This window comes from Pseudomonas fluorescens (assembly GCF_902497625.1).
Classification (GTDB): Bacteria; Pseudomonadota; Gammaproteobacteria; order Pseudomonadales; family Pseudomonadaceae; genus Aquipseudomonas; species Aquipseudomonas fluorescens_BQ.
This window is the reverse complement of sequence record NZ_CABVGX010000041.1, coordinates 1-16,179: the sequence shown is the minus strand read 5'-3', so window position 1 is coordinate 16,179 and position 16,179 is coordinate 1. Positions and strand designations below refer to the sequence as shown.

General features: G+C 57.9%; 12 protein-coding genes. 4 read left to right on the top strand and 8 right to left on the bottom strand.

The window, feature by feature from the left end; all coding sequences use genetic code 11:
• Positions 1–198: 198 nt before the first annotated feature.
• Both F8N12_RS21275 and F8N12_RS21270 read left to right on the top strand, forming a co-directional pair.
• A complete protein-coding gene (locus F8N12_RS21275; RefSeq protein ID WP_150582155.1) occupies positions 199–573 on the top strand; it encodes a hypothetical protein in 375 nt (124 codons plus the stop codon).
• Positions 574–991: 418 nt separating this feature from the next.
• Positions 992–2,155, top strand: a complete 1,164-nt coding sequence (locus F8N12_RS21270) for a type III PLP-dependent enzyme (protein ID WP_150582154.1) — start codon at positions 992–994, stop codon at positions 2,153–2,155.
• A gap of 48 nt (positions 2,156–2,203) precedes the next feature.
• Here F8N12_RS21270 and F8N12_RS21265 read toward each other — a convergent pair whose 3' ends face one another.
• The 5 genes from F8N12_RS21265 to F8N12_RS21250 form a co-directional block, all read right to left on the bottom strand.
• The gene (locus tag F8N12_RS21265; RefSeq protein ID WP_150582153.1) at positions 2,204–3,097 is read right to left on the bottom strand and encodes a hypothetical protein; all 894 of its coding nucleotides are present in this window, start codon (positions 3,095–3,097) and stop codon (positions 2,204–2,206) included.
• Between the two features lie 111 nt (positions 3,098–3,208).
• Positions 3,209–4,219, bottom strand: a complete 1,011-nt coding sequence (locus tag F8N12_RS27940) for an alpha-xenorhabdolysin family binary toxin subunit B (protein ID WP_224787735.1) — start codon at positions 4,217–4,219, stop codon at positions 3,209–3,211.
• On the bottom strand, positions 4,216–5,472 hold the full coding sequence (locus F8N12_RS27935; protein WP_224787734.1) for an alpha-xenorhabdolysin family binary toxin subunit A: 1,257 nt from the start codon (positions 5,470–5,472) through the stop codon (positions 4,216–4,218). The genes F8N12_RS27940 and F8N12_RS27935 overlap by 4 nt, the downstream gene beginning before the upstream one ends.
• A 198-nt stretch (positions 5,473–5,670) precedes the next feature.
• A complete protein-coding gene (locus F8N12_RS21255; RefSeq protein ID WP_150582152.1) occupies positions 5,671–6,423 on the bottom strand; it encodes a tetratricopeptide repeat protein in 753 nt (250 codons plus the stop codon).
• Positions 6,420–7,100, bottom strand: coding sequence for a Fe2+-dependent dioxygenase (locus F8N12_RS21250; RefSeq protein WP_150582151.1), 681 nt, complete (start codon positions 7,098–7,100; stop codon positions 6,420–6,422). Before F8N12_RS21250 ends, F8N12_RS21255 begins: the two co-directional genes overlap by 4 nt.
• 207 nt (positions 7,101–7,307) lie before the next feature.
• Here F8N12_RS21250 and F8N12_RS21245 point away from each other — a divergent pair, with 207 nt between their 5' ends.
• Both F8N12_RS21245 and F8N12_RS21240 read left to right on the top strand, forming a co-directional pair.
• Entirely contained in the window at positions 7,308–9,623 is a 2,316-nt protein-coding gene (locus F8N12_RS21245; protein ID WP_150582150.1) for a TonB-dependent receptor, read from the top strand.
• 162 nt (positions 9,624–9,785) lie between these two features.
• The gene (locus F8N12_RS21240) at positions 9,786–12,314 is read left to right on the top strand and encodes a PepSY domain-containing protein (protein WP_150582149.1); all 2,529 of its coding nucleotides are present in this window, start codon (positions 9,786–9,788) and stop codon (positions 12,312–12,314) included.
• Positions 12,315–12,422: 108 nt separating this feature from the next.
• Here the strand turns inward: F8N12_RS21240 and F8N12_RS21235 are convergent, their stop codons facing one another.
• The 3 genes from F8N12_RS21235 to ptsP all read right to left on the bottom strand — a co-directional run.
• Entirely contained in the window at positions 12,423–14,162 is a 1,740-nt protein-coding gene (locus F8N12_RS21235; protein WP_150582148.1) for a PTS fructose-like transporter subunit IIB, read from the bottom strand.
• Positions 14,163–14,173: 11 nt separating this feature from the next.
• Complete coding sequence (pfkB, locus tag F8N12_RS21230; RefSeq protein ID WP_150582147.1) at positions 14,174–15,115, bottom strand: 1-phosphofructokinase; 942 nt, start codon at positions 15,113–15,115, stop codon at positions 14,174–14,176.
• The coding region (gene ptsP / locus F8N12_RS21225) for a phosphoenolpyruvate--protein phosphotransferase (RefSeq protein WP_150582146.1) at positions 15,115–16,179 on the bottom strand (1,065 nt) is incomplete at its 5' end. The genes pfkB and ptsP, both read right to left, overlap by 1 nt.

Sequence of the window (16,179 nt, the reverse complement as noted above, 5' to 3'; positions counted from 1 at the left end):
CACCAGCAAAAACAAACTTGAACACATCCTGCAGCTGTTACAACCCCTCATAAATACTGGTAGATCTGACAGGTCCTTTTTCTCTCCAAGTCCGTTTAACTGTTTTCGTAGCTGACGACTTATCAACGTCTGGAAGCCACTGAACAGATGAACGCACCTGTATGCGTTCATCCAACTTATTCATTTTTGGAGTTCGTCATGAAAGATGATCTTGCGACATCAAGCGACAATCAATCCGCCCTGCATGCCGGCCCTGCCACCCGGCTGATTATCAGCGGCGCGGGCAACCCGAACAATGTCCGACGTGGAAGCAACTTTGAAAAATTTCCCTCGGGCACGCTGCAAGATGCCAGCGGCCGTGAAGTCATCGACACGGGCAGATATACACTGCTCAGCGTCACTCCTTCATCCGACACCGCTAAAGTTACTGTGACCAACACCCCCGGTCGTTTGAACGGTTCCGTCAAAGTCACTAATGTGCAGAACGATATGACCATCGTTGCCCGACTGACCCCGGATAACCACCCACACCTGGCGGCTAACTACACTGTAATCGTTAAAGTAATCGGCTGATAAAACCGGATCTCTTACGCGATGTAGAGTTTCCTTGATTCCAGATATATTCCCCTTCGACACCTTGTGCTTCTTCGCTCGAAGGGGAACATCAATCCGTCATTACGGTCAGCATAAACAGGTATGCGTGCAGCGCCGCACGACGGAACCGTGCAAAAACGCGACATTTTTTGTTGATCTCCAGCCCCCCACGCCCTAAAGTTCGCGCCGAACGTCCATGCTGGAAACGATCCATCCGGCTCAAGTACTGACGACGAGACAGCAAGGCCAAGGGAAGCTGCACCTCCCGTGGCCTTTTTGCTTTCGGCGACATGCCTTGGGAAGTAGGCGAACCAAAGTGGGGATACGGAGGACGTTCAGGAGGGTGCCACACCCTCGAACCCATTGATCAATCAGTTTGCCAGTAGGAGATCCCAGCATGTCGATCAACGTCGATGACTATTTCGCACGCGATACCTTCCAAAAAATGAAGGCGTTCGCCGACCAGCAGGAAACGCCGTTCGTGGTGATAGACACCGCGATGATCAGCAAGGCTTACGACGATCTGCGCGCCGGTTTCGAATTCGCCAAGGTGTACTACGCGGTCAAAGCCAACCCGGCCGTCGAGATCATCGACCTGCTCAAGGAAAAAGGCTCGAACTTCGACATCGCTTCGATTTACGAGCTCGATAAAGTGATGAATCAGGGTGTTGGCCCTGATCGCATCAGCTACGGCAACACCATCAAGAAATCCAAAGACATTCGTTACTTCTATGAGAAGGGCGTGCGTCTTTACGCCACCGATTCCGAAGCCGACCTGCGCAACATCGCCAAGGCTGCGCCCGGTTCGAAAGTCTATGTGCGCATTCTCACCGAAGGCTCGACCACGGCTGACTGGCCGCTGTCGCGCAAATTCGGTTGCCAGACCGACATGGCCATGGACCTGCTGATTCTCGCTCGTGACCTCGGTCTGGTGCCGTACGGCATCTCATTCCACGTAGGCTCGCAACAGCGCGACATCAGCGTCTGGGATGCGGCTATTGCCAAGGTCAAAGTGATTTTCGAGCGCCTGAAAGAAGAAGACGGCATCGTGCTCAAGTTGATCAACATGGGCGGCGGCTTCCCGGCCAACTACATTACCCGCACCAACAGCCTGGAAACCTACGCTGAGGAAATCATCCGTTTTCTGAAGGAAGACTTCGGCGATGACCTGCCGGAAATCATTCTTGAACCCGGCCGTTCGTTGATTGCCAATGCCGGTATTCTGGTCAGCGAAGTGGTGCTGGTGGCGCGTAAATCCCGTACCGCCGTGGAGCGATGGGTCTACACCGATGTGGGCAAGTTCTCCGGCCTGATTGAAACCATGGATGAAGCCATCAAGTTTCCGATCTGGACCGAGAAGAAAGGCGAAGTGGAAGAAGTTGTCATCGCCGGCCCGACCTGCGACAGCGCCGACATCATGTATGAAAACTACAAGTATGGTTTGCCGTTGAACCTGGCAATTGGTGACCGTTTGTACTGGTTGTCGACCGGTGCTTACACCACCAGTTATAGCGCCGTGGAATTCAATGGCTTTCCGCCGCTGAAATCGTTCTACGTGTAAGTACTTAAACCGTAGGCAAAAAGCCCATGAAACCATGGGCTTTTTTGTTCAGAACATTTTGGCCATTCGAACCAGCTGATCAGACATCGATTTGACATCCGTAAGTACTGCGCCGACCAGCGGTAATGAAACCCCTGCTTGAAACATCGATTGATCGGAGTAGTGGACTCGTAATGTCCGCTTCGCCTGCTCCAGCATTAAAACCCACCGGTAGCAGAAATCGTTCAGGTTACTCGACGCCACTGCGCAACGCCGATGCAGATGATGCAACTGTTCGACATGAGTTCTGGCGAGCGTCCGCCGTTGTTCTTGCGAATAGGGTTTCTGCGCATCGTAGCCCATCCCTGGAAGACCGACTCGCCCAAGCCCGTAATAGACCTCGATCTTGGAGTCAGGGCCTTCAGTACTCAGCGGTAGCGTCAACGAATCGATGAACCGAAAAAAGATGTCATGAAGTGATGTGGCAAGATTTCTTATCTGTTTTTTCAGGTCAGTCACAGCCTCCTGACACTTGCCCAACCGGCTGATGAGTTCAGCCACCACGTCCACCACGTCATGATAGGGAGCCCTCCCCCAACAGCCTGACCGAACCGCCGTAAATCTTTGCACCTGGATCGTGGAAAGCTTCAGTCGTCGATCCTGGGCAACCGAGGCAATGGATCGGAACTCTTTGATGAAAACGTCCGTTTCCCGCAGCAATTTTGCTGAATAGCCGCCTAGCACGCTGACAGTCGTTCCGGCCGCCCGCCAGCTCACAGCATTGCTCCGAGCGGTACGGATCAGCGCTTGTTTGTCGGGGCGCGGCAGCAGGGTGTACCCCTGACGGGCGATTGAATCAGAGAAACGATCGATTTCCGCCAATGCAGGCGGCAGGTCATTCAAAAATTTTACGTATTCCCTTAAAGCGACGAAGTTCTTCTCCGCTAACAGATATCCCAACATTAGCCTCTCCTTGGCATTGTTGTCCGTAACCGGCCGATCGCACGTGAACGGCCGGTGAGCTGTCAAAGACTGCTCAATGCAATCGATCAATGGCACCGATCCATTTGAAACTCAACGCGGTGGCATCGAAAGAGGTTTGAGGAAGGAAATAAATAACCGGGTCTGCTCCTTGAACGCGTTTCTGCGCGAGGCTCCATCGGCAAATTGCGTGGGCGCGGTCGCGGCCAAAAACTGGTCGAAAGCCGAAACGCCGATACGGTATATATCGGCGTAACCTTGACGTTCGCCTTCCATTGCATGAATGGTATTGAGGAAGGCCACTTTGCCTTGCGAAGCAATGATGATCGATTTCTCAACATTGATACTGGCCGTCAGCTCTTCAATCTTTGCCCGCAACTTATCGCTGCCACGCACCAGATCCAGAAAATGTATAGCATTGCCTGCGTCGATGAGGGTTTTCTTCAGTTGCTCTAGAGCCAGCATCACCAGCTTGATTTCCGGTGGGGCCAAGCCCAGCTCGGTCACTTTGCCAATGTTCAGTTCAATGTCCTTGCCGAGCTCTTCGATACCGTTTTTTTGAAGAGTGGCGATGGCTTCGATAATGACTTGGCGCTCTTCACTGACTCCGGCCAACTTCTCCTGCAGCAATTGGATCTCAAGCGTCGCATTACGCTCTTCACACTCGAAATCAGCGATGTAAGTGTGGGTCAGGCTAAGGTCAAACGGATCATTCACATTGGCCAGGCACCGGCCGATTCTGTTGGCGCGGTCGGTAACGACGCTGCGAGCTTGATCAAGCACGTTCGTGAGGTACTCTTCGAGCTCCTTGGTCTCGTCCGGATCAGCCTCTTGCTCGAGTTCCTTTTCAGTTTTCGTGAGCCGGCGAAAACTGTCTACAAGTTCGTACTCGAGTGTTAGGGCGGATTCCCGGAGCTGGCGGGAGCTTTCTCCCATGTCCATCGTCAGACGATTGAAACGGTCGAACAAGTCTGGCAGATAATTGATCTTGACTACCCAGACATTAGCTTCAGTGCGAAGGTCATACATCTGTGTCTGATGAGACGCCAGCGCAGTCCGATTCAAAGGTTGATAGCCGGGAACAGCAAAATTAACAATGTTCATTGTACGCGCCTCACCGAAAAGTTGCGTTCGTATTCCTCGTCCGCTTGTTTGAACACTTGGATCAGACGATCCGAATCCGACCTTATTTGCTCCCATGGATTAACCACTTCTGCAAACTCCAATACGAAAATTCTGAGACTCAAGGCATCTGTTATGCGTCCGACAGCCTCGACCGAATTATTCAAGGACAGGTACAGGGTGCTCCAGACATGCATCAAATTTTGTGTGGCAATATCAGCATCAATCGCCACAATCATCAGACTTTGCATGTCATGTTTTACACGGGCGAGAGCGCCCAGCGTCTGATTCTTGTTAGTAAGCGTCTGAATGTCTCGCTCCTGCTCGGCATACAATTTATCACGAGCCAAGCGGATATTTTCTGCTTCGACGCCCATATAAATAGCCATCGCCAAACCAGCAATATTCATTCCAGCAGCAGATTTAAGCGCTTCCTGGACAGCGGCCTTGTATTCCGTATTTTTTATATCAATTTCTTTTTCTCGCTCCTCCACGATGATTTTGAGCCGCTTGATTCTCTCCGAAAGAGAACTGCTGTTTATCAGTCCGACGCGCAGCTTGATTCCAGGCAGAATATGTTCACGAAGATCATAACCAAATAAATCCAGATCCTTTTTTATCCCGGAAACAGTAGCAAAATTTTTTTTAATACCTTCGAAGATCCGATCCAGGAAATAACCCAGGCTGCTATTCGTGTCAGAATCCAGCTCAATCCCCGGGAACTTATCCCCCAGTTCAATCTGCAGAGCCTTGAGTTGCGCCAGGGTTTTAATGTTGTGCTTGTCCAGCACATTGGCTGATTTCAGCTCCCGGTAGAGTTCCTGCACCGCGCCACCCCAGGTAATCATACTGCCGGCAAAATTCTTCAGATCTTGCCCGGTCATCATGATTTTTTCGCGCAGAGGAGACCAGCGCTTGGCGTGAGAGCGGGTATTCTGAAAGGTGGTCAGAAAATCTGACGGACGCAGCCCGCTACCACCATCCTGGCCCTGGCCGTAACGCAGATAGTCTATGACATTCGGTAATGTGTCAGGAAGTGCCAGAGCGGCCGCTTCATATTTGCGAATATCGATGATTTGCTTTTTAGTCAATAACAGCCCGGTGTCACGTACACTATCGTTGTTATCGCCGGTAGACATTTCATTTAACCGCTTTGGCGCTTCGGCGGCAAAGCGGTTTATTTCTTCCGGGGTGGCATTTTTCAATGCGTCGCCCCACAACTGACTTGTCGACATAATTAATCCATTAATTATTCATTTTAGATAAGGAATCACAACAGCGACCCATAGCTTGAGTCTCGTTCTTTTCTTGAGACCCGGCAGAACTAGAACACGGATTGATTCGCGACAGAAGAGCGATACACTGCAAAAGTATTAAAAGAAACTACCAACGATAAGTTATATGTAGCACCACGCAACTTTTCAAACCATCTATCAGCTACCCAAGAGCTCTGCTTTGCTGGAAAACTCTTCAGCCACCGCTCTTATTTCAGGATGGGAGATTTTCATCAAGGCAATCGAACTTTGTCGCAGAAAGGCGCCATGATCTACCTGCAATGCAGCGCGAAAGAACATCAAAGCCTGATCAAGGTGCGCGTGTTCCAATAAAACGCTGGCATAACTGAATTGACCTCGGAAATCTCCGCCAAGAGCCGACTGCCGGTACCATGCGAAGGCAGTTATCGGGTCAGCAGAACAATGCGTCCCTTGCTCCAAATAGCGCCCCACAAGATTCATCGACTTGGCATGCCCGAGCTCTGCAGCCCGGCGGTAAAAAATCAGCGCCTGAACATGATCCTGCGCCACGCCGCGCCCGGTCGCCAAAAGGTTTGCGTAGTTGTACATCGCCCAATCCAGCCCAGCTTCGGCGGCGACACGATACTGCGCCGCGGCAAGCGAAGCATCGGCGGCACACCCCCAACCATGCTCGTGACAACGGCCGAGCATGTTGCGCGCCATCAGATGCCCGCGCTGCGCGGCGATTTCGAACCAGCGCACTGCCAGCGGTTGATCCTGGGCAATTCCGCGCCCGTCCAGCAGTATCTGTCCGAGCAACGCTTGCGCATCGGTCACGCCTTCGCGGGCAGCAATCAGAATCGCCTGCGCCGCACGCGCGGGACTTTCTTCCAGCATGAACTTCAGCTGGTCACCATCGAGCACTTCTTCGCGGCGCAATTGAAACGTCATACCTCGACCCAGCGGCGCAGCAGGTTGTGATAAGTGCCCGTCAGACGAATCAGTGAAGGATGGTCCGGCACGTCCCGGGTCAGCTGCTGGATCGCTGCGTCCATCTCGAACAGCAGCGCACGCTGGCTGTCTTCGCGCACCAGGCTTTGTGTCCAGAAAAATGAAGCGAAGCGTGTACCACGTGTAACCGCATTGACCTTGTGCAGGCTGGTGCCGGGATACAGAACCATGTCACCGGCGGGCAACTTCACGCGCTGGGTGCCGTAAGTGTCCTGGATTTCCAGTTCGCCGCCGTCATAATCCGCAGGCTCGCTGAAGAACAGCGTCGCCGACAGATCGGTGCGTACGCGCTCGATGCTGCCCTTGGGCTGGCGCACGGCGTTGTCGATATGAAAATCGAAGCTGCCACCGGCGGTGTAACAGTTCAATAATGGCGGGAAAACTTTGTGCGGCAACGCGGCCGACATGAACGAAGGGTTCTGCCACAACCGCTCCAGCATCGCCGCACCAATTTCCTTGGCCAGCGGATGCCCCTCGGGCAGTTGCAGATTGTGCTTGGCCTTCGCCGACTGAAAACCGGCAGTGATTTTGCCGTCGGCCCAATCCGCTTGCTCCAGTGCCTCACGGATACGCTGCACTTCTTCTTTAGCAAACAGGCCGGGAATGTGCAGCAGCATGAGACGACACCTGATGTTGAAAGGATGGCAATGGTATTGATTCTTATTGCCTGTGTAAAACCATTGCGACGAATGAATCATCAGAAACCGTAAGGGTAAATTGTAAAGAATGTAAATTCAGTGCGAATAGTAACGTTTCGCAATTGATACCCATACGCGTCTACCCTATATTCCGCGTCCTCAAATCCTTGGGGAGGGGAATTCCGCATGTCACGCCAACAACCACAATTACCTGTCAGCTCGCCGCGTTTGCTCGCGTCCGCAATTGGCGTGGCTATCACCGCCGGCTCCGCAGGCCATATGGTCTTCGCCGCCGAAAAGACTGACGAAAAAGCGCCGAACACTGCGATTTCCCTGGACGCGACCGCCATCACCGGCGAGACCCAGGACGAGACCAGCTACAACGTCGAAAAAGCCTCCTCACCCAAGTACACCGCGCCACTGGTGGACACGCCGCGTTCGGTCACGGTGATCCCGCAGCAAGTCCTCAAGGACACCGGTGCGATGAACATGCAGGACGCGCTGCGCACTGTGCCGGGCATCACCTTTGGTGCCGGTGAAGGTGGCAACCCGCAGGGCGATCGTCCGTTCATTCGTGGTTTTGATGCCCAGGGCGACACCTACCTGGATGGCGTGCGTGATACCGGTTCGCAGAGCCGCGAGATCTTTGCCGTTGAATCGATCGAAGTCAGCAAGGGTCCGAACTCGGCCATCGGAGGCCGTGGCTCGGCGGGCGGTACCATCAACCTGGTGAGCAAAAAAGCGCACGCTGGCAACTCGTTCGATGGCGGTTTCACCTGGGGATCCGATCAGACCCAGCGCTACACCATGGACGGCAACTATCAGTTCACCGACACCGCCGCTGGCCGTCTGAACCTGATGAGCCACGAAAGCAACGTCGCCGGGCGCGACAGCGTCGATTACGACCGCTGGGGCGTCGCGCCATCGCTGGTCTTCGGCCTGGGCACCGACACGCGCGTGAACCTCGATTACTACCATCTGGAAAGCAACGACACGCCGGACTCGGGCATTCCGTATTCCATTCCTGTCGCAGGTTCCGCAGCGCGCACAAAATCCAACCCGGACAAGCCTTATGCCGGTGGCGATGACAGCAACTTCTATGGCCTGGGCCGCGATTTCCGCAAGGGCCGCACCGACACCGCGACCTTCGCCATCGAGCATGATCTGAGCGATGCGCTGACCGTCAAGAACACCCTGCGCCACGGCAACAGCATGCAGGATTACATCCTCACCCAGCCGGATGACAGCAAGGGCAACGTCAACAACGGCACCGTCTGGCGCCGGGCGAATACCCGCGTCAGCAACACTCAGACCACCACCAACCAGACCGATCTGTTTGGTGATGTGTACATCGCCGGCTTCAAGAACAGCTTCTCCACCGGCATCGAATTGAGCCGTGAACAAAGCGAAAAATCTTCGTACAACGTCAACACCGACACGACGCCGGCAACCGCTGCCGCGACCACCAATTGCCGTCCGGCGATCATCGGTGCGCCGAGCGGTTACAACTGCACCTCGTTGTCGAACCCGAACGCGAACGATCCGTGGAACGGCGCGATCTCGCGCAACTACGCCGGCACCGACACCCAGTCCGACACCTACGCGCTGTACGCTTTCGACACCCTTGAGTTGTCCGAGCAATGGCTGGTGAACATGGGCCTGCGTTACGACCATTTCGACACCGATTACAAAACCTACAACGCCGCCGGCACCACGACCGCCAAGGGCGATGATGTCAGCGAGTTCGTCACCGGTCAGTTCGGCGTGGTCTACAAGCCCACCGAAAACGGCAGCATCTATGCGTCGTACGCCACGTCGGCAACGCCACCGGGCGCGACCTTGGGCGAAGGTCAGGAAGGCAATCCGCTGGGCGGTTCCACCGATCGGGCCGGCAATCTGCTGAGCAGCGACATGGAGCCGGAAACCACTAAAAACTACGAGATCGGTACCAAGTGGGACCTGCTCAATGATCGTCTGTCGCTGACCGCTGCGATCTTCCGCACGGAGAAAGACAACGCTCGCGTGCAGGTCGACACTACCTCGTACGAGAACGCCGGGACCACCCGCGTCGACGGTCTCGAATTATCGGCCACCGGCAAGATCACCGAGCAGTGGCAAGTGTTCGCCGGTTACAGCTACCTCGACGGCAAGCAGGTTGACGGTGGCCCATTGGGTTCGGCGAACGACGGCAACCAGTTGCCGAACACGCCGAAGAACAGCGCCAGCGTGTGGACGACCTATGCCATCACGCCGAAGCTGACCATTGGCGGCGGCGCGTTCTATGTCGACGACGTGTATGGCAGCACAGCGAACACCACCATGGTCGATTCCTATGTGCGTTACGACGCCATGGCCAGCTACAAGGTCAGCAAAAACCTCGACCTGCAGTTGAACGTGCAGAACCTGACTGACGAAACCTACTACGACAAAGCGTTCTCGACCCACTTCGCCAATCAGGCGGCGGGCCGTACAGCGTTGGTAAGCACCAACTTCCACTTCTGATTGCCCGCTGCACCGCAACCCCTGTGGGTGCAACGTGACATCAGAGCCTGGCCCCGTTCATCCACATGAACGGGGCTTTTGTGCGTAAACACCAAGCTTCTCGACAACCCACGGCATAATGCCCGCCGTGATGATCATTTTCGAACGAACAAGGCGAGTGATGTGTTGAAGAAAACCCTGTTCCAGTTGCACTGGTTCTTCGGCATCAGTGCCGGCCTGGTCCTGGCCCTGATGGGCGTCACCGGAGCGACGGTGTCGTTTCAGGATGAAATCCTGCGCGCCCTCAACCCGTCCGTGTTGCAGGTCGAGAAACAGGTTGCCGGCGTCCTGCCGCCCGCCGAACTGGTGGAGAAAATCGAGGGCGCGTCCGGCAAGAAAGTCTCGATGCTCACAGTCGAGACCGACAGTGGCAACGCCGCGCGGGTGTTCTTCACCCCGCCGCCAGGCGAGCGGCGCGGGGAGATGCGTTATTTCGACCCGTACAGCGGCGAGTTCATGGGCACCGCCACCGGTCAGGATTTCTTCGGCCTGATGCTGCGCCTGCACCGCTTCCTCGCCATCGGTGACACCGGTCGGCAAATCACCGGTGCCTGCACGCTGATCCTGATTTTCTTTTGTCTGTCCGGCCTGTACCTGCGCTGGCCTCGCCAGTGGAAAAACTGGCGCGCCTGGCTGACCCTCGACTGGAAGAAAAAAGGCCGCAGCTTCAACTGGGATCTGCACTCGGTCGCCGGCACCTGGTGCCTGGTGTTCTATCTGCTGGCGGCGTTGACCGGGTTGTCGTGGTCCTACGAGTGGTACAACAAAGGCCTGACCCGTTTGCTTTCCGATTCGCCACAGAGCGAGCGCGGGCGTGGTGGTCGCGGCCCGGCGCCGAGTGGTCCGGCGCCGACGGCCGATTACGCGGCGATGTGGAGCAGCATTTACAGCGCTGCCGGCCCGGCCTTGAGCTCCTACAACATCCGCATGCCGCCAGTGGCCGGCCAACCGGCCACGGTGTTCTACCTGCTGAACTCCTCGCCGCATGACCGCGCGCTGAACCAGATCAGCCTTGATCCGGCGACCGGCATCGTCAAACGTCACGATCGCTACAGCGACAAAAGCCTCAAGGCGCAATTGCTGACCAGTATCTACGCGCTGCACGTCGGCAGTTATTTCGGCTTGATCGGGCGGATCGTCCTGACGCTCAGCGCGCTGACCATGCCGCTGTTTTTCATCACCGGCTGGCTGCTCTACCTGGATCGTCGGCGCAAGAAAAAGCAGATCAAGGACGCGCGCAAAGGCTTGGTGCAACCGGGCAGCGATGCACCGGCATGGCTGATCGGTTTTGCCAGCCAGAGCGGGTTTGCCGAACAATTGGCGTGGCAGACCGCCGGGCAATTGCAGGCCGCCGGACTGCCGGTGAAGGTTCAGCCGTTGGCCACGGTCAGCGAGCAGGACCTGCTGGATTCGAGCAACGCGCTGTTCGTGGTCAGCACCTTCGGCGACGGCGAAGCGCCAGACAGCGCCCGTGGGTTCGAACGCAAAGTGCTGAGCCAGGCTGCGAGCCTGGGCAGCCTCAACTACGCCGTGCTGGGACTGGGCGACCGGCAGTATCAGCAATTCTGCGGTTTCGCTCGACGCCTGCACTCCTGGCTCAGCGAACACGGCGGCAAGCATCTGTTCGCCCCGGTGGAAGTCGACTGCGGCGATCCCTACGCCTTGCGTCATTGGCAGCAGCAACTCGGCCTGCTGACCGGTCAGGCGCCTGCAGACATCTGGCAAGCGCCCAGCTACGACAGCTGGACGCTCACCCACCGCGAATTGATGAACTCCGGCAGCAGCGGTGCGCCGGTTTATCTGCTCGGCCTCAGCGCTCCTAACACCAGCAGCTGGCTGGCCGGCGATCTGGTGGAAGTCTTGCCGCGCAACTGCCCATGGGCGATCGAGCATTTCCTGGATGGCCTGGGGATTGATGGCCGCGCGGCCGTGACGCTAGAAGGTCTTTCGCAACCGCTGGAGCAAGCGCTCGCCACACGCCAGCTGCCGGAGAATCGAACTCACCTGGTCGGCCTGCATGCGCAAGCACTGGTCGATGCGCTGGTGCCGTTGGCGATGCGCGAGTACTCGATCGCCTCGACTGCTGCCGACGGTGTGCTGGAGCTGATCGTGCGTCAGGAACTGCACCCCGACGGCAGCCTCGGTGTCGGCTCCGGCTGGCTGACCGAACACGCACCGGTGGGCAGCGCGATCAGCCTGCGAGTGCGGCGTAACAGCGGCTTCCATCTGCCGGTCGAACCGGTGCCGATGATCCTGCTGGGCAACGGCACTGGCCTGGCCGGGCTGCGCAGTTTGCTCAAGGCGCGCATCGCCGATGGACAGCAGCGCCACTGGCTCTTGTTCGGCGAACGTAATCGCGAATTTGATTATCTGTGCCGCAACGAGCTGGAGGAATGGCTGACCTCGGGTGATCTTGAGCGCCTGGACCTGGCGTTTTCGCGGGATCAGGCGCAGAAGATTTACGTGCAGGACCGCCTGCGTGAGTCGGCTGATTTGCTCAAGCAGTGGCTTGCCGACGGCGCGGTAATTTACATCTGCGGCAGCTTGCAGGGGATGGCTTCGGGCGTGGATCACGCGCTGAACGAACTGCTCGGCATCGAAGAAGTTGATCGCCTGATCGAACAGGGTCGCTACCGCCGGGATGTTTACTGACCGGAGAAATCTCTGAGCAAGCTTGCTCGCGATGACGGATCAACAGTCAATAATCAATTGCCTGTAAGACTGCTATCGCGAGCAAGCTTGCGCCGACACATTCGAGTGTCAGGCGTTGACCGGTTCTACCGCCAGCTCGACAACCTCAGGCCTCTTGAGCAGAGCGTACGCCACCGCCGTCACCAGGCTCCCCGCTACAATTGCCAGCAGATAAAGCAGCGCATGGTTGATCGCATTCGGGATCAGCAGCACGAACAGTCCACCGTGCGGCGCCATCAGTTTACAGCCGAAATACATCGACAAGGCCCCGGTCAGCGCGCCGCCGGCAATGCTTGCCGGGATAACCCGCAACGGGTCCTTGGCGGCGAACGGAATCGCGCCTTCGGAGATGAAACACAAGCCCAGCACCAATGCTGCTTTGCCGGCCTCACGCTCAGTCTGGGCAAACTTGCGCCGGGCAATAAACGTGGCGATACCCAGGCCAATCGGCGGCACCATGCCGGCGGCCATGGTCGCGGCCATTGGTGCATAACTTTGCGAAGCCAACAGCCCGACCGAGAACGCATAAGCTGCCTTGTTGATCGGCCCGCCGAGGTCGACACACATCATGCCGCCCAATAGGACGCCGAGCAGAATCGCGTTGGTGGTGCCCATGCTGTCGAGGAACTGCGTCAGCCCGGCGAGCATTCCGGCGACCGGTTTGCCGACCACATAAATCATCACCAGACCGGTGAACAGGCTGGCGAATAACGGGATGATCAGAATCGGTTTCAGCGCTTCCAGGCTCTGCGGCAAACGCGCATATCGGTTGATCGCCTGAGCCGCGTAACCGGCAATGAAACCGGCAATGATCCCGCCGATAAACCCCGCGCCCAAGGTGCTCGCCAACAGTCCACCGATCATGCCCGGCGCGAGGCCCGGACGATCAGCAATCGAATAGGCGATGTAACCCGCCAGCAGCGGCACCATCAGCTTGAACGCGGTGTCGCCGCCGATCTGCATCAACGCGGCGGCGAGCGTGCCCTCCTCCTTGAAGGCGCTGATGCCGAAAACGAAGGACAACGCGATCATCAGACCGCCCGCCACCACCATCGGCAGCATGAACGAAACGCCGGTCAGCAGGTGTTTGTAGACGCCGGTTTTTTCCTGTTTGACCGGACCTGTTCCAGCGTTTGCAGCGCTCTCCTGACGACCTTCGGCCAAGGCTTTGTTCAGCGTCGCTTCGGCTTGCTTGAGGGCGATGCCCGTGCCGCAGCGGTAGATTTTCTTGCCGGCGAAGCGCTCGGTCGCCACTTCGATGTCGCACGCCAGCAGCACCACGTCGGCATCGGCAATCGCGGCAGCACTCAGTGGATTGCGCGCGCCTACCGAGCCCTGGGTCTCGATCTGCAAGTCGTAGCCCAAACGTCTGGCCGCTTGCTGCAGGGCCTCGGCCGCCATGAAGGTGTGGGCAACACCGGTCGGGCACGCCGTGATGGCGACCAGACGCGGTGCGTTCTTGACGATGCTTTCAGGTTCGTCGACTGCTTCGGGCGCGAGGTAGACCTGCGCCTCTTCTGCACCGCGCCGCAGCACTGCTTCGACATCTTGCAGGGCTTGCGCCGGGGCAATCTGAAAGACTCTTTTGCCGACGAACCGTGTCATGTCCACCGCTCCGGTGGCGACCAGCAAAACCCACTCTGCCGCCTCGATGGTGGCCGCCGATATTTCGCGCTCGGGATGCGCCGCATCCACCACTTCAACGCTGGTGCTCCAGCCCTGACGCTGCGCCGCCGCGTCAAGCAAACGGGCGCACAGCACACTGGTGACCATGCCGTTCGGACAGGCCGTAACAATGGCTAACTTCATCACAAACCCTCTTATTGTTCTGTCAGGGGACGCACGCGCACACCCTGTTCGAGCTGCGCCAATTGCGCCGCATCGGCGATTCCGAAACCAATCTGGGTGACTGCCAGCGCGGCAATCGCCGTGGCGGTGCGCAGGGTCTGTTCAGGGGTGTCGGCACTGAGCAAACCGTGGAGCATGCCGGCCAGTAACGAGTCGCCGGCACCGACCGTACTGGCGACCGTGACCTTGGGCGGCGAGGCATGCAGGGCCGAGCCAACGCTGAACCAGTTCACCCCCTCGGCGCCATCGGAAATCACTACGTGCTCGATGCCTCGAGCGTGCAGTCGGCTCGCCGCTTGGGCTTGAGCCGTGACCGACGTCGCCTCGATGCCCAGCGCATCGGCAAGCTCTTCGATGTTCGGTTTGATCAGCCAGGGGCCGGCTTCAAGCGCGGCACGCAAGGCCTCGCCGCTGGTGTCCAGCGCCACCCTCAGGCCGAGCGCTTTCAAGCGCACGATCAGCGCCTGCAACCACTGCGCACTGACGCCCTGTGGCAGGCTGCCGGCAACAACAACGGCGTCATGCCCCGGCGCGATCTGATCGAGACGATCCAGCAACGCCTGTTGCGCCGCCTCGCTGACCCTCGGCCCGGGGCCGTTGATATCGGTAATGCGGCCGTCGCTTTCCGCCAGTTTCAGATTGCTGCGGGTCTCGCCGGGGACGCGGATGAAGGCATCGACAAATCCGCGCTTGGCGAACAACGACTCGAACGCTTGCAGATTGTCCTCGCCGAGAAAACCGCTGACAGTCAGCTGGTGCCCCAGATCAGCCAACACTTGCGCGACGTTGACGCCCTTGCCGGCAGCGTGGGTGTGCATCTCGTTGCTGCGGTTGACCTGACCCGGCTCAAGGCGCGGTAACTGGACGGTGAGGTCAAGCGCCGGGTTGAGGGTCAGCGTTAAAATCCTGGCCATTACAGGGCCTCCACTAATGCGCGCACTTCATTTGCGCTGCCGACGGTCAGGGCCTGTCGGGCAAGGGTTTGAGACTGGGTCAGGCTGAGTTCGCGGATGCGCGCCTTGACTTCGGCAATGCTGCGCCCCGACACGCTCAATTCATCAACACCCAAGCCGACCAGCACCGGCACCGCGAGCGGATCAGCCGCCAGTTCGCCGCAGACGCCGACCCATTTGCCATGGGCATGTGCCGCTCGCACGGTGATGTCGATCAGTTGCAAAACCGCCGGGTGCAAACCGTCCGCCTGGGCTGACAAGGTCGGGTGGCCACGATCGATCGCCAAGGTGTACTGAGTGAGGTCATTGGTGCCGACGCTGAAGAAGTCGACTTCCTTGGCCAGCACCGGCGCGAGCAATGCCGCCGAGGGCACTTCGATCATGATCCCCAGTTGCAAATCTGCGACCGGGATTTCCAGGCGCAAGCGCTCGGTCATGTCGCGCGCCTGGCGCCACTCGTCGACGCTGCCGACCATCGGGAACATGATCCGCAACGGCCGGTTGTCGGCGGCCCGCAGCAAAGCGCGCAATTGCGCCTCCATGATCTTAGGACGTTGCAAGGTGAGGCGAATGCCGCGCACGCCGAGGAACGGGTTTTCCTCCTTCGCAATCGGCCAGTAAGGCAGCGGTTTGTCGCCGCCGACGTCCAGCGTACGCACCACCAGCGGCCGCCCCGCGAGGCCATCGAGGACGCGACGGTATTCGGCTTCCTGAGTGGCCTCGTCCGGCACCTGCGGGTGGGCCATAAAAATCAGTTCGGTGCGCAGCAGGCCAATGCCTTCAGCGCCCTGCTCGACTGCGCTGATCACGCCAGCGCTTTCACCGATGTTGGCGAACACTTCCACCGCGTGACCGTCAGTCGTCAGCGCCGGTTGATGACGTTGTTCGGCGGCAGCTTTGAGGCGTTGCTCACGGCTGTCGCGCTCCTGCGTAGCACGTTTAAGGGTCGTCGCGTCGGCGTCGACGTGCAGGCGACCGCGTTGGCCATCGAGCAACAACGGCGTGCCCGGCGCCAGCAGCAACAC